The 16,084-nt window shown below is 31.9% G+C and carries 10 protein-coding genes; all 10 read right to left on the bottom strand.

All coding sequences use genetic code 11. From position 1 onward, the window contains the following. Positions 1-77: 77 nt before the first annotated feature. Positions 78-1,466, bottom strand: a complete 1,389-nt coding sequence (rlmD, locus tag DY168_RS02485) for a 23S rRNA (uracil(1939)-C(5))-methyltransferase RlmD (protein WP_115640325.1) — start codon at positions 1,464-1,466, stop codon at positions 78-80. A 590-nt stretch (positions 1,467-2,056) separates the two neighbouring features. After that, positions 2,057-3,478 (bottom strand): pyruvate kinase, encoded by a 1,422-nt coding sequence (gene pyk / locus DY168_RS02480; RefSeq protein ID WP_115640324.1) that lies wholly within the window; start codon positions 3,476-3,478, stop codon positions 2,057-2,059. 71 nt (positions 3,479-3,549) lie between these two features. Continuing rightward, positions 3,550-4,506, bottom strand: coding sequence for a 6-phosphofructokinase (pfkA, locus tag DY168_RS02475; protein WP_115640323.1), 957 nt, complete (start codon positions 4,504-4,506; stop codon positions 3,550-3,552). Between the two features lie 679 nt (positions 4,507-5,185). Beyond that, on the bottom strand, positions 5,186-8,857 hold the full coding sequence (locus tag DY168_RS02470) for a DNA polymerase III subunit alpha (protein ID WP_115642382.1): 3,672 nt from the start codon (positions 8,855-8,857) through the stop codon (positions 5,186-5,188). 233 nt (positions 8,858-9,090) lie between these two features. Further along, positions 9,091-11,103: a methyl-accepting chemotaxis protein gene (locus tag DY168_RS02465; protein ID WP_115640322.1), complete on the bottom strand. Its 2,013-nt coding sequence runs from the start codon at positions 11,101-11,103 to the stop codon at positions 9,091-9,093. Positions 11,104-11,201: 98 nt separating this feature from the next. Then, positions 11,202-11,486, bottom strand: coding sequence for a Dabb family protein (locus DY168_RS02460; protein ID WP_115640321.1), 285 nt, complete (start codon positions 11,484-11,486; stop codon positions 11,202-11,204). Positions 11,487-11,497: 11 nt separating this feature from the next. Next, positions 11,498-12,799 carry a DRTGG domain-containing protein gene (locus DY168_RS02455; protein ID WP_115640320.1) on the bottom strand — a complete coding sequence of 434 codons (1,302 nt, stop codon included), beginning with the start codon at positions 12,797-12,799 and terminating at the stop codon, positions 11,498-11,500. Positions 12,800-12,801: 2 nt separating this feature from the next. Continuing rightward, on the bottom strand, positions 12,802-13,755 hold the full coding sequence (gene whiA, locus DY168_RS02450) for a DNA-binding protein WhiA (protein WP_115640319.1): 954 nt from the start codon (positions 13,753-13,755) through the stop codon (positions 12,802-12,804). Between the two features lie 17 nt (positions 13,756-13,772). After that, a complete protein-coding gene (locus tag DY168_RS02445) occupies positions 13,773-15,107 on the bottom strand; it encodes a gluconeogenesis factor YvcK family protein (RefSeq protein WP_115640318.1) in 1,335 nt (444 codons plus the stop codon). Further along, entirely contained in the window at positions 15,104-15,988 is an 885-nt protein-coding gene (gene rapZ, locus DY168_RS02440; protein ID WP_115640317.1) for an RNase adapter RapZ, read from the bottom strand. Before rapZ ends, DY168_RS02445 begins: the two co-directional genes overlap by 4 nt. Positions 15,989-16,084 lie beyond the last annotated feature (96 nt).

Raw genomic sequence — 16,084 nt, 5'->3', positions numbered from 1 at the left:
GTTCAAAAACGGCACCTTTTTTGACCGTTTTCAAGCCTCAAAACAGCTCCAAAACCACAACATGTTGTGGTCAAAGTCTACTTTTTGCCCTCTGAACCACATTTCGTCATCAGAATCACAGTTTCAACATGACTTGTCTCGGAAAACATGTCTACTGGCTGTACTTCTTTTGTTTTGTATCCCATTTCTTCTAAGATTTCTAGGTCTCTTGCGAGAGTTGATGGATCACAGGATACATAGACTATTCTTTTTGGTGACATGTGGGCTATGGCTTCTAGTAGTTCTTTTGCGCAGCCTTTTCTTGGGGGATCTACTACTACAACGTCTGCCTTTATACCTTTTTCTATAAGTTCTGGAATTACTGTTTCTGACTGACCTACTATGAATTCTGTGTTATTAATTCCGTTGAGTTTTGCATTTTCCTTTGCATTTTCTATGGCTTCTTTTACTATTTCTACTCCATATACCTTTTTTGCTTTTTGGGATAAAAAGAGGGATATGGTTCCTGTACCACAGTAGGCATCAAATACTATTTCATCACCTTTTAAGTCTGCATATTCTAAGGCCTTTTTATAAAGTATTTCTGTTTGTATTGGATTTACTTGGAAGAATGATAATGGGGATATCTTAAACTTAAACTGGTCAATATAATCACTTATATGATCTTCTCCAAATAAAACTATATTTTCTTCTCCAAGGACTACGTTTGTGAGTTTAGGATTTATATTTTGTATTATGGATTTTACTCCGTCTATGTTATCTCTTATGAGTTTTATGAATTCTTCTTTATATGGAACTTCCTTTGTAGTTGTTACTAAAACTACCATGACCTCATTAGTTTTAAAGCCTTTTCTAACCATTATATGTCTTACTATTCCTTTTAGATTAGAAGCTTTACTTTCTATTTCACTGTAAGGCTCTATACCATATTTATTCATCCACTGTCTTGTTATATCTACAGCTTTGTCTCCACTTTCATCTTGGATGATACATTTTTTCATATCTATTATATTGTGGCTTCTTTGGGCATAAAATCCGATCTTTACATCACCTTTTTCACCGCCTACTGGTAATTGAACCTTATTTCTATATCTATAAGGACTAGCTGACCCTATGGTGTTATGTATTGTGGCATCTTTAATCTTTCCTATTCTTTCAATACAATCTTTAACTCTTTTTGTTTTAAATTCTAGCTGTGACTCATAGCTCATGTGTTGAAGATTGCATCCTCCACACTTACTATATATTTCACATAAAGGTTCTACCCTATCTTTTGATGGGGTTATTATATCTATAAGCTTTCCAAAAGCATAATTTTTGTTTAACTTTATTATTTTTATTTTAGTCTTTTCACCTTCTATGGCTCCTGGTATAAATATTGGGAAGGAATCAATTTTTGCTATGCCTTCTCCTTCGTATCCAGCTGAGACTATATCTACTATATATTCTTTGTTTTTTTCTATCAAGTACTTTCACCATCCATATCATATTTCTACTACTATTTATTATATCTTATATTTAAATTAGGGTATAGTTTTCATTTGAAATTAAGTTTAAAAGTAAATCTTAAAGCAAAGATTCTATTTACTTATCATCCCAACCTTACAATGTTCAAATTAATGCAAAAAAAAGCACCTTTTACGGTGCTAAGTATAGAATCAGTTGCCATAACTCCATATTCGTGATTTATCCGATGGCTATCATCCGTAACACCCCTATCCTCTTCAAGCTGGGGAATGACGGCTGCTACGCCCCTGGATAAGTTCCTCTAAGACTCAAATGGAGATATGTATTTATTATAAGCAAACTCCACATGAGTCTAAGAATCACTTGATGATTATATCATTAATCATTGCCTCACATATATAGAATATACCATTAATTAACTATCCATTTGTTAACTTTCTGTTAACTTTGTTTTTTTGCAATAAATATTGCACTTTAATTTAAAATCAATGCTTATATATAACATTAAATCAAGTTATTTAACACTTTTGCATTAAATCCTTCAAGACACCTTCATTAATCTATATATAAGGGCACTATTTTTTCTTGATTATTCTACTATATGAACCTTCATCATATTAGTTGATCCTATATCATTTATAGGTATTCCTGCTGCCATTACAACTAAGTCTCCTGTACTAACAAAGCCTTCTTTTTTAACAAGTTCAATAGACTTTTCTATAAGTTCATCTGTACTTTCTGCTTTTTGTGCTATTAGAGGGAATATACCCCAACTAAGACATAACTTCCTTGCAACTCTTTCGTAAGGTGTAACTGCTATTATTGGACACTTAGGTCTATATTTAGAAACTGTTCTTGCAGTACTTCCACTTTGTGTTGCTGTAATAATTACCTTAGCATTTAACTCCATAGCTGTAGTAGTTGTAGCAAGACTAATAGCTGTAGGAATTGATGGAGTATGTTGTAGTTTCTTTTTTATAAGTAATGTTTTAAAATCTAGCTCTTTTTCTGTCTCTACAGCTATCCTTGACATTGTAGCTACTGATTCTACTGGATACTTTCCATTTGCAGTTTCTCCACTAAGCATTATTGCATCTGTACCATCGAAGATTGCATTTGCAACGTCAGAAGCTTCAGCCCTTGTAGGTCTTGGATTTCTCATCATGGAATCTAGCATTTGTGTTGCTGTAATAACTGGTATTCCTTTTTTATTACACTTTTCAATTATCATCTTTTGAACTACAGGTACCTTTTCTATAGGTATTTCTACACCAAGGTCTCCTCTAGCTACCATTATTCCGTCTGCAACCTTTATGATTTCATCTATATTGTCAACGCCTTCTTGGTTTTCAATTTTAGCAAATATAGCTATATTATCTCCGCCTACTTTTTTTAATATATTTCTTATTTCTAAAATATCTGAGGCCTTTCTTATAAATGAAGCTGCTACAAGATCTACATCCATCTCTACTCCAAATGTTAAATCATTAATATCCTTTTCAGTAACGGATGGAAGATTCATTGAAACTCCTGGTACATTTACCCCTTTATGATTAGATACAACACCGCTATTTACAACTCTGCAGTGGATTTTATTATCCTCTATTGATTCTACTGTAAGTCCAACTAAACCATCATCAATAAGTATAGAATCTCCTTTTTTTACGTCTTTTGATAATTCATCGTAGGTTACGTAACATTTTGTGTTATCTCCAATTATCTCTTCTTTGCAATATATTGTGAATTTATCACCTTCATTAAGTTGTACGGTTTTAGCATTAAAATCTCCTGTTCTGATTTCTGGTCCTTTTGTATCTAACATTATAGCTATAGGCACATTAAGCTTTTTGCTTAGACTTTTTACTAACTCTATTCTTACCTTATGCTCTGCGTGATCTCCATGGGAAAAGTTATGTCTTGAAACACTCATTCCCGCCTTAATTATTTCTGAAAGCACCTTTTCATTATCACTTCCTGGACCTATTGTACATACTATCTTCGTTTTTCTCATAAAATACACTCCTTTAAATAATTTTAGTAAGTTATTAATTTTTAATATTTTTAATCGATATTTAGTTTGTATTAAGACAATATTTGAGCCATTTTATAAAGCTCTTCATCAAACTTTCTTGGAATAGCTAGTGCTTCTTTTATATCTAAATCTACTACCTTTCCATCTCTAATACCTACAACTCTAGATGATCGTCCTTCCATTAATACCTCTACAGCTTTATATCCAAGTTTTGATGCAAGGACTCTGTCAAAGGCTGTTGGACTTCCACCTCTTTGTATATGTCCTAGTATTGTAGCTCTTGTTTCAATGCCTGTCATCTCTTGTACGTGTCTAGCTAATTCTTCTGCTCCACCTACACCTTCTGCAAGCAGAATTAAGTTATGCATCTTTCCTTTTAATCTTCCTGATAAGATTGATTTGCACAGTTGATTTACATCAAATTCTTTTTCAGGAACTATTATACTTTCTGCTCCTCCTGCAATTCCTGCATTTAAAGCTATATCTCCACAGTTTCTTCCCATTACCTCTACAATAGAAACCCTTTCATGGGAAGTAGATGTATCTCTTAATTTATTTATAGCATCTAAAACTGTATTTGAAGCTGTATCAAATCCTATAGTATATTCTGTGTATGCTAGATCGTTATCTATAGTTCCAGGTAACCCTACAGTTGATACACCAAGTTCTGACAAAAGCTTAGCTCCCATAAAAGAGCCATCCCCCCCAAGGACTACAAGACCATCTATGCCGAAAACCTTAAGTACATTAGCTGCCTTTTTTCTACCTTCTTCAGTTTTAAACTCTTCACATCTTGCAGTTCTAAGCACAGTACCTCCCCTTTGGATTATATCTGATACTGAATGCCTATCCATTGAGAATATTTCACCGTTTATAAGTCCGCTATATCCTCTCCTAACCCCCATTACCTCTATATCCTTTTCTATAGCTGTGCGAACTACAGCTCTTATAGCAGCATTCATTCCTGGTGCATCTCCACCACTAGTAAGTATGGCTATTCTTTTCATAACTATTCCTCCTATACCGGCAGGTCTTTTTTAGTCCCACCTAGGTTAAATTTGTACTATCTTGTTTCATACGTATTATATAGTGAAAAATTAAAGTATAAATCATTATTGCTTATTTCATTAATCAGTGTTCCCGAAATACTACCATTTATAAAATTGGATAGTTTCTTTGTTAATATCTCTAGTGAAATAAATTTACTAAAGCTATTAAGGTTAAATTCATGTTTCTTACAAATACATTTTTTATTTAATTACAAGTACTAACATATAATTTAATAACATATAGACATTATCATTAACATCTTCCCACCTTAATTTTACTGAATTATATAGGTTTTTTCAACTCTTTCTTCAAAATATTTAGTATAACTCACAATTTCCTTCGTGTATACATTTACATGACAGTGTATTTTGTGAATCCATTGTGATTATTTGTTTATTTAAAGCGATTCTAATTTCATCTTAGAATCGCTTTAAAATTTAGGAGGCTATCCTTATTAGTATTTACTAAAATCTAAGGATTATTAGTCTTTATTTTAAATATATATTTAAAATAATCTCCATCCAATATCCATCCAATATCCAATATCCAATATCCAATATCTAATATCTAATATATAATATATAATTAACTTCAAAGTAATCTCCACGTAATATTTAATTAACTTCAAAGTAATCTTTAAGTAATTTTAACCCTGTCTTCTCCGAACTTTTCTCTTAAAATTCCTACTATTTCAGTATCTAAGTCTATCCATGCATCCCTTGAAAGTCTAAATGAAGTTCTTTCCTTTGCTGCAAATAAATATACTGGTGTATTTCCTGTAAATTTAAACATTATTGTTTTTAAATCTTTTATTATGTTTCTTGCTGTCTTTTCATCTTCTACCATTATATAAAGTTTTGAACTATCAACCTTTTCTAAGGGTATTATCTGCTCGCAGATTATTTTAGGGTCTTCATCTTCATTCATTACAAGCCTTCCCTTTATAACTATTAGGCTATCCATATCTATTAAAGATGTTAACCTTTCATAGGCTTTAGGGAATACTATACATTCTATAACTCCTGTTAGATCCTCTAGTTTTATAAAAGCCATCATCGCATTATTTCTTGTTATTTTTCTATTGAAATCTGAAATAATTCCACCTATAGAAACCCTATCTCCATCTTTTAAAGTGTCTGCTATAATCTTATTTATATTAGAATCTTCAATGGACTCTAGTAGATCCACTGATGTATTTTCTATTATAGCATTTTCACCATAAGTTTCATCATAGTCACTAAATATTTTAGCGATATTGGTAGAAGTTTGAAGGTTTAAGCTCTTTTCATATTCATCTAAAGGATGTCCTGTAAGATATAATCCTGTCATTTCTTTTTCCATAGCTAATATATATTTTTTATCAAATTCTTTTATATTAGGATATTTTATTTGAAACTGCTCTTCTGTATTATCAAAGGTTGAAAAAAGGCTTACCTGACCTTCTATGTTCTTCTTTTTTTGATTAGAAATTCCGTCTAACATTTTCTCATTTACTGCTAGCATTTGAGATCTAAAGGTCTTAAACCCATCAAAGGCTCCAGCTTTTATAAGACTTTCTGATGCTCTTTTATTAATGCTTGAAACTTCCATCTTATTGCAAAAGTCATAAAGGGATATAAATCTACCCTTTTTTTCTCTAGATTTTACTATTCCATTTACTACATTTAATCCTACATTCTTCACAGAACCTAATCCAAATCTTATGGTATCCCCTTTAACAGTGAACTTACCATAGCTTTCATTTATATCCGGTGATAAAACTTGTATTCCAATGCTTTCTGCAAACCTAATATACCCTGATACCTTTTCACTTATTCCCATAATACTATTTAACATGGCAGCAATATATTCTACAGGGTAATACTTCATAAAGTAAGCCGTTTGGTATCCAATTACAGCATAGGCCGCCGCGTGGGATTTATTAAATGCATAGGAAGCAAAGTCCATCATTTGATCAAATATCTTATTTGCTGCTTCTTTTGAAATTCCGTTTCTTACGCAACCTGGAACTTCTATATTCCCACTTTCATCTACTACACCGTTTATGAAATTATGTCTTTCCTCTTCCATAACCTTATGTTTTTTCTTTGACATAGCTCTTCTAACTAAGTCACTTCGTCCCATGGAATATCCTGCAAGCTTTCTGACAATTTCCATAACCTGCTCTTGGTAGACCATGACACCATAGGTTACATCAAGTATACTTTCTAGTTCTGGTGTTTCGTAAACTAACTTTTCTGGATTCTTTTTGCTTTCTATATACCTAGGTATTTCTGCCATAGGACCTGGTCTATAAAGACTTATTCCCGCTATTATATCCTCTAAAGAGTCTGGTCTTAGTTCCTTCATAAAATTAGTCATTCCTGCTGATTCTAGCTGAAATACACCAACCGTTTTACCTTCACCTATCATTTTATATACTTCTTTGTCCTCAAATTCTAACTTATCTATGTCTATCTCAATTCCCCTGTTAACCCTTATCATATCTACTGTATCTCTCATTACAGTAAGGGTTCGAAGTCCAAGGAAATCCATCTTCAAAAGTCCAAGTTCCTCTAGAGTTCCCATTGTAAATTGTGTAACTATCATTTCTTCATTTTTTTGAAGTGGCACATAATTTACAAGAGGCTGTGATGCTATAACTACACCTGCCGCATGGGTAGATGAATGTCTTGGAAGTCCTTCAAGACTTCTACTTACATCTATTAGTTCTTTTACCCTTATATCTTTATCATAGGCATCTTTAAGTTCTGGGTTTAAGTCTAAAGCCTTATCTATTGTTATATTAAGTACTGTAGGTATCATTTTAGCAATCTTATCTACCTCTTGATAGGAATAACTCATAGCCCTTCCAACGTCTCTTATACAAGCTCTCGCCGCCATAGTTCCAAATGTTATTATTTGAGATACATTGTCCTTGCCATACTTATCCACTACATAATCAATTATATCCTGACGCCTTTCATAACAAAAATCTGAATCAATATCTGGCATTGAGATTCTTTCTGGATTTAGAAATCTTTCAAAAATCAGCCCATACCTTATTGGATCTATCTTTGTTATACCAAGGGTGTATGCAACTAATGACCCTGCAGCTGAACCTCTTCCAGGACCTGTTGGAATACTATTTTCCACAGCAAATCTTATAAAGTCCCAAACTATCAAAAAGTAATCTATATAACCCATCTGATTTATTACCTGAAGTTCATAGTCAAGTCTTTCTACATATTCTCTTGCATTTTCAGATTCCTCTGCTATTTCATAAATTCTTTTTAAACTAAAACTTTCTCCTTCTGTTTCACTAAATATTTGATACCTAGAAGCAAGGCCCTTGTAACAGGTTTCTTTTAAGTATTCAAAAGGATCTACTCCTTCTTCTAGTGGAAATTTAGGTAGCTTAGATTTATGAAATTCATAATCAAAATTACACTGAGCTGCAATTTTAACTGTGTTTTCTAAGGCTTCTTTCACATAGGCAAATTCTCTCCACATTTCTTCAGGAGACTTTAAATAAAACTGATCTGAGGGGTATTTCATTCTATTTTCTTCTTGTATGGTTTTTGCAGTTTGTATGCAAAGTAATACATCATGAGACTTTGAGTCTTCTCTATTTATATAATGAACATCATTTGTGGCTACTAAAGGAATGTTTAGCTCCTTAGACATTTCAATTAATTCCTTATTCACCCTCCTTTGATCATCTATTCCATGATATTGAAGTTCTAAATAAAACCCATCTTTAAATGTTTCTTTATAAAAAAGCGCTGTTTTTGTAGCTTTTACTTTATTTTCTCTTAATATGTAAGACTGAACCTCTCCTCCAAGACATGCGCTTAATGCTATAAGTCCGTCGCTATGTTCTTTTAGGTAATCATGATCTATTCTAGGTTTATAATAAAAACCTTCTATAGATGCCTTAGATACTATCTTCATTAAGTTTTCATAACCCACTTCATTTTTCACAAGTAGCACTAGATGATGAGTTTCATTCTCTTCATCAGCCTTCTTTAAACCTAAAGATTTAGCTACTACATATACTTCGCATCCTAAAATAGGTTTGATTCCAGCATCCTTTGCCGCCTTATAAAACTCAACGCAGCCATACATAACTCCATGATCAGTTATAGCTATACTTTCCATACCTAACTCTTTAGCTTTTTCTATTATGTTAGGTATCTTTCCAGATCCATCTAAAAGGCTGTATCCAGTATGTAAATGAAGGTGGCAAAACTGCTTTTTAGTTGAGACTTCATTATGTTTTTCTTTGCCCTTTTCTAATGAATCTTCTGTATCTTTTTCTTCTAAAATTGAATACTTCAAAAATTTAATCCCCTTTCCAAAGAGATTTATTCATATTAATTATACCCTTAATAGCTTTTATTGTACAATGTGCAATTAATTAAGCATAGATGCAATAAAGTAAGCATAACATACAATTAATAAACTACTCTAGAGTAATAAAAATACACCTCTAGACTAATAAAGATATTAATCTAGAGGTGTATTATAATTTTATTTAGTTACTTATAATTTAATAGATATTATACCTTAAACTTATTTACTTCTTCGGTCATTTCATTGGTCTTGTAACTTAATGAGCTTGCTGAAGTATACATTTCTTTACTAGTTTGAGCCATTTGCTCACTAGATGCTGCTATTTCTTCTGAGGATGCTGAGATTTCTTCGGAAATAGCGGATATTGCCTCTGTCTTATACAGTATCTCCCTTTTCTTTTCATTAAGCTGTTCAAAGCCTTCTGTAAGTACATTTATTTTAGGAGTAATTGTAACCATAGAAGATGATATAGACTTAAACGATTCCATACTATTTTGTATACTAACCTTTTGTTCTTCAAGTTTTAAATTCATTTCAGTTGTACCATCTTGAATAGTATTAGCATCTTCTAATACATTTTTAACAAGATTATAAATTGTAGTTGAAGATTCTTTGCTCTTCTCTGCTAAGTTCCTTATCTCTTCTGCAACTACAGCAAAACCGCGTCCTGCATCCCCTGCTCTAGCGGCCTCGATAGCTGCATTTAATGCAAGTAGATTCGTTTGTTCTGCTATACTATTAATTAAATCTGTTATTTCATTTACCTTTTGTATACTCTTACTCATTTTTGATATCTTCAAAGTAAATCCTCTAAAGTTATTTACTAATTCATCTAAAGATAATCTTATATCCTTCATATCTTCATTACTTACATCTGCTTTTTTACTTATATCTTCCGATAAAGAATCTACTTCACCAATAAAACCGTTAATTTCCTCTAAACCTTCACTAAAGTTTTCTAACATGTTGACTATATCTATCAAATCTTCAGCCTGCTGAGAAGCGCCCCCTGCTACTTGATCTATAGCTATATATATATTTTGAGAACTTTCATTAAATTCTTCAGATATCCTAACTAAACCTTTAGAACTAATTTGGATTTCTCTAGAGTTTTCTTTTATGTTGTATATCATCTTTCCTACAGAATCCTTGCTTACCTTAAGAGCTCTTGCCATAACACCTGTTTCATCTCTTTTATCTAGGTGTTTTTGTAGCATATCCTTGCTAAAGTCTCCAGTAGACATTATGTATATATAATCTCTTATATTATCTAAGCTTTTAGACAGCTTACAAGACAACATCCAAGTTGAAATCATAGCAAGACATGTAAATATCAAAGATATTATAATTATATTCATTCTTAGTGCAGCAAGACTACTTAAAATATCTCCTTCTTCAGCATATACGCCTAAAGACCAATCCGTATCTTTAATTGGAGCATAAGCGATATACTCACTTTTACCCTCATATGTATATTTTCCTACTCCGCTTTCTCTTCCTATCATCTTTTGTTCAATTACAGCCCTACTATCAAAACTTTTATCACTTTCCTTTAATCTTATAGCATTTTCCTTACTGATAACCTTTTCTTCCCGTTCATGTGCAATTACGTCCCCAGTCTTTCCAATAACATAAGCTCGTCCAGTTTTCCTAAATTCAATTGTATTATTTAATTTTGTAATTTCATTTCCATCTCTTAATGCTACCAATACACCTACTATGTTATTCTTGCTTTTTATAGGTACAGCATAAGCCATAACTAACTCATTATTACCCGCTTTAGCTACAAAAGGTTCTGATACTGAATTTTCACCTTTAAGAGCATTTTGAAAATAATCTATACCTTTTATATTTTCTGTTATACCATTAGTATATGTTATATCTCCTTGTAAATTAGATATCCCAATTGTAACATATCCACGTCCTTCAACTTCTTCATCTAATATAGTCTTCTTTTCATCCGAAGAAATATTAATATCTTTAATACTTCTATCATTAGCTACTAATTGTAATAATTCATATTTACTTTTTATATCCCCTGTAATATTAGTTGCCATTTGTTTGCTTAAAGTCCCCATTAAATCCTGCGTTGTTACAATTAAAGTTTTTTTACTTTTATAAAAAGATGTAGACCCAAGAGAAATACCTGCTACCGCTATTAGTAAAACAAGTTTTAATAACATTTTAATTTTAATGCTTATCTGTCTTTTTTCTTTCATGTTTATACCCCCATACGTCTAATATGTCTAATATGTTTAATACATCTAATATATCTGATATATGTATACATGTTAATAGATACCCTGTTTATTAAAACTTAATAATCTAATGAAACTGATGATTGTAGTAATGGTTTTAAATTCTTTAATACATGATTTACATGGTACTCACTTACTTGATACTTGTCCATGCCTTCTTTACTATTAAATCTTGTTATTAATGCTATATCATAAGATCTTTCACTTCTTATAATATCCACACCTACCTCAAGATATTTAAGTTCTTCTATCTTCCCCTCCATAGAACTTAATATTAAATTAGCCTCTTCCATATTTTCTTTTGTGGGATCTTTTAATTTAAATAATACTACATGTGTAAACATAATATCCCCCTTTAGTTTCCTAGCATTTTTGCTGATAACATACTTTTTCCTATAAGCTGTCTTTTAAAATTTATCATATTAACTTCTACCTTGCAATAATTTCTTCCCATATCAACTATATCTGCTTCTAATGTAACTTTAGTATCTAATTGAAGCGGTTTCATAAAATAAGTACTTATATTGTCTACAGAAACATTTATATTTCTTTCTCTTAAAGCTGTAATAGCTGCTGCGGATAAAAGCATATTAAGAGAACTCCAAGAGGCTGTACCTATGGAATCTATCATCTCTGATGCTATGTTACCTTTGAATATAGTCTTTTCTCCTATAATTTCATATTCAAAGTTTGCTAATATTAATTCCTCTAAGCTTTCTGATCTTTGAGGTTTCCTTGTCATATATTCAAAGGTATCTGCAACATCTTCTTTTTTTATTATACCTATAAGCTTTTTCCCATCTATTACGGGGCAAAGTTCAATATCTTCAAGTCCCATAACGTAGGCTGCATAGGCAACTGTAGTCCCTTTAGTCACTGTTATAGGATTTTTAGACATTATTTTTCCTATGGGCTGGTTTATATCTATATCTAAAGATAAGTCTTTAGATGTTATAATACCTACAACCTTCATATTTTCATCTACCACAGGATACCTTACAAAGTTGGTATCATTTACCATCCTCTTCCAATCATTTAAGGTATGATTTACCTTTAAATAATAGGGATCCTTTTTCATTATATCTTCCACTAATATAATATCCTTTTTCATGGTATTTTCAGTAATGGCTTTATTTATCATAGTAGCTGTTGTGAAGCTATCATATTTAGATGAAATAATAGGTAGACTCTTTTCATCTGCTAACCTTTTCACCTTTTCATTACATTCAAATCCTCCTGTTATAAGTACTGCAGCTCCATTATTTAGGGCTAGTTCTTGTGCAAGGTCTCTATTTCCAACTATAAGAAGTGATCCTTGTTCTATATATTTAGACATAGCCTCTATTGTCATAGCTCCTATGGATAGCTTTTTAAGAGATTTATGTATACCGCTTCTTCCAGCTATTATGTTACCTCCAACTATATTAACCACGTCAGCAAAGGTTAAAGATTCACTTTTTTCCCTCTTTAATTTATCAACTCTTATGGTACCTACTCTAGGTATAGTCGATACTATACCCTTCCCATCACATTCTTTTATAGCCTTATATGCAGTACCTTCACTAACCCCAAGCTCGATTGCTATTCCCCTAACCGATATCTTATGCCCAGGTTCTAATGAAAGTATATAATCAACCGTTTTGCTATGTTTAGACATCTTTACCTTCCTTCTTTTCTTAATTCTTCTGCTATCTTTTCTATTTTTCTTAGTCTATGATTAACCCCTGATTTTCCTACAGGTGGTGTTATCATCTCTCCAAGTTCTTTTAATGATTCGTCAGGAAACTTTAATCTTAGCTCTGCAATCTCCCTTAAATTCTTTGGAAGTCTGCCAAGACCTATCTCACTTTCAATAAAGTTAATACATTCTACCTGCCTTACAGCTGCATTAACAGTCTTACTTAGGTTAGCTGTTTCGCAGTTAACAAGCCTATTTACATTATTTCTCATTTCCTTCATTATTCTAATGTTTTCAAGTTCTAATAAAGAGTTATGAGCGCCTATTATATTTAATAAGTCCACTATCTGTTCTCCCTCTTTAATATATACTATATAACTATTTTTTCTTTGTATAAATTTAGAGTTTAGACCATAGGTATTTATAAGCTTACTTAAATCCTCTGCGTACTCCATATTGTGGGTTACAAATTCTAGGTGATACGTCTTTTCAGGGTTACTTATGCTTCCACCTCCTAAAAATGCTCCTCTTATATAAGCTTTACGAGCACCATCAGGTTTAACTAAATCTTCTTTTATACCGTAATCTAGGGATATTACCCCTTCTTCTTCTTTTAATATACTAGAAATCTTCAAAAAGTTTCTTACTCCCATTTCTTCTGTAATCATTACAATATATAAATTATTTTTCTTTAATGAATTACTCTTTTTAACTAAGAGCCTTGCATGGATTGTAAAGTATTCCTTTAATAGTGTAAATATTAATCTTGCTGTAGCTGGGTTTTCTGTTGCAATCTTAAAGCTAAGTTGTTTATTCCCAGCAAATGTAAGTGTTCCACTAACCTTCATTATAGCTGATATTTGAGCTAAAGCTTCTTCTTTTGTTACCTTTTCAATTCTACATAACTCACCTTTTACCTGTGATGAAAACGACATATCTCATTCTCCTAATTCTACTTTTTCTTTTGCTTTTGTTTTAATCTTTCTGAAAGATAGAAATACTCAATTATTTTCTTTCTATCATAAAATAACTTTTTATCCATTATAGTCTCTACTATTACAGCAGCTAACTTTTCAGAATCGTGCCTTATAAGGCCTTTTGTTGTCTTTACAAAATCAGATTCTATTAATTTTATATTTAGATTTTGAAGTTCCTTTTCATCTTTAGTTACTAACTTAGAGTTCTCTTCTAAATACTTTTCTTCAAGTTCTTTTCCTATTTCTCCTACATTTGCAATTACATAATCAATTACTCCCTCATAGGAATGATCAATAATAGCTTTAACATGATCAACTACATCATAATCATCTGTTTCCCCAGGTTGAGTCATTATGTTAGAGACATATATTTTAATAGCAGAGGTTTTCTTTATAGCCTCCACAATATCCTTTACTAATAGATTTGGAATTACACTAGTATATAAACTTCCAGGTCCAAGTATTATAGCATCTGCAGTTCTTATGGCTTCCACAGAATCTACTAAAGCCTTGGCCTCCTTTGGCTCAATCATAATTTTATCAATAGGACTTTTTTGCTTTATAGATTCTAATGGTATATTTGATTCACCCTTTACAATTCCGCCATTTTTAAGTTCACACTTAAGAACCATATTTTCTAGAGTTACTGGCATAACCTTTCCTGTAACAGCTAAAACTGAACTCATCTTTTTAACAGCTTCTTCAAAGTTTTCTGATATACCATCCATAGCTGCTAAAAATAAATTACCAAAGCTTTGATCTTTAAGTCTTCCTTCTTTGAATCTATATTGCAAAAGTTCTTCCATAAGAGGTTCCGTATCTGCCAAGGCTAGGATACAGTTTCTTATGTCTCCTGGCGGTAAAATTCCAAGGTCTTCCCTAAGGTCTCCTGAACCTCCACCATCATCTGCCACAGTTACTATTGCTGTAATATTAGAGGTGTAATACTTAAGACCTCTAAGCATAGTAGAGAGTCCCGTACCACCTCCAATCACAACTATTTTAGGGCCTTTAACAAGTAATCGTTTTTCATAAATTAAACTTTCTAACTTTTTTGAGTCTATAGAAAATTTTAGATATCCGCTATTTATAAGAGCCATTATAGACTTTATACCTTCCGTTACAGATATATATAATATAAAAATCCCTGTAACATTAAGTAGTATATAAAAGCCCTTGTAGTACCAGTTATAAAGCATGTGTCTAGAAAGCTCATTCACGCCAAATATAATAAGGATGATCCCAAATATAGCAAAAACAACCCATCTTTTTACCTTTATACCAGGTCTTAGCCAATCTCTAAACTTCATAACCTTTTTCCACCTTTATTTGGGTCTTCATTTATATCTCTATGATCTATGTTAGCATTCCTTCCTTCGCTCACCAAGTTATCATATATAAGTCTAGATATGGCTACAGATCTATGTCTTCCGCCTGTACAGCCTATGGCAACAATGAGTTGCTTTTTTCCTTCCTTTATATAGTTCGGTATTAAAAATTCCAGCATATCCTCAAGTTTACTTACAAAACCTTTTGTTTCATCATGTTTTAACACATATTCTTTAACCTGATTATCAAGTCCTGAGAACTTTTTTAGTTCAGGTATATAAAAGGGATTAGGTATAAATCTTACATCAAAAACTAAATCAGCATCTAATGGTATTCCATATTTAAATCCAAAGGAAAGTATGGTTATACTTAAATCTTTAGATTTATCTCCCCCATCTCCATAAATAGAATTTATATTTTCCCTAAGCTCTTTTATGGATAAATTTGAAGTATCTATAATGTTATCTGCTTTTTCTTTTACCTCTTTTAGTTTACTTCGTTCAAGAGCTATGCCCTTAGTTACTCTTCCATCCTTTGCTAAAGGATGACTTCTTCTTGATTCCTTAAATCTTTTTACCAAAACCTCATCTGTGGCTTCTAAAAATAGAATCTCATATTTAAAATCATTTTTCTTAAGATATACTAAACTTTCGAAAAGGGCATCAAAAAACAGACCTCCTCGTATATCAATAACTAAGGCTATCTTTTCAAGTTTACCTTGGCTTTGTATACAAACCTCTGCAAATTTAGGTATCAAAGTTGGCGGTAAATTATCCACACAAAAATATCCTAAATCCTCTAAATTTCTGGTTGCTTCACTTTTTCCTGCTCCTGATAAACCTGTCACAATTAAAAATCTCATAGTACCACTCCTATACCCTGCTAATTAAATTTATTATAACACATATGGCTCTTATTTATAATAATTTAAAGTATCTATATTAGTTTACTATAATAA

The organism is Clostridium putrefaciens (assembly GCF_900461105.1).
In the GTDB taxonomy this organism is placed as follows: domain Bacteria; phylum Bacillota; class Clostridia; order Clostridiales; family Clostridiaceae; genus Clostridium_L; species Clostridium_L putrefaciens.
This window is presented reverse-complemented; position numbering and strand designations above follow the sequence as displayed.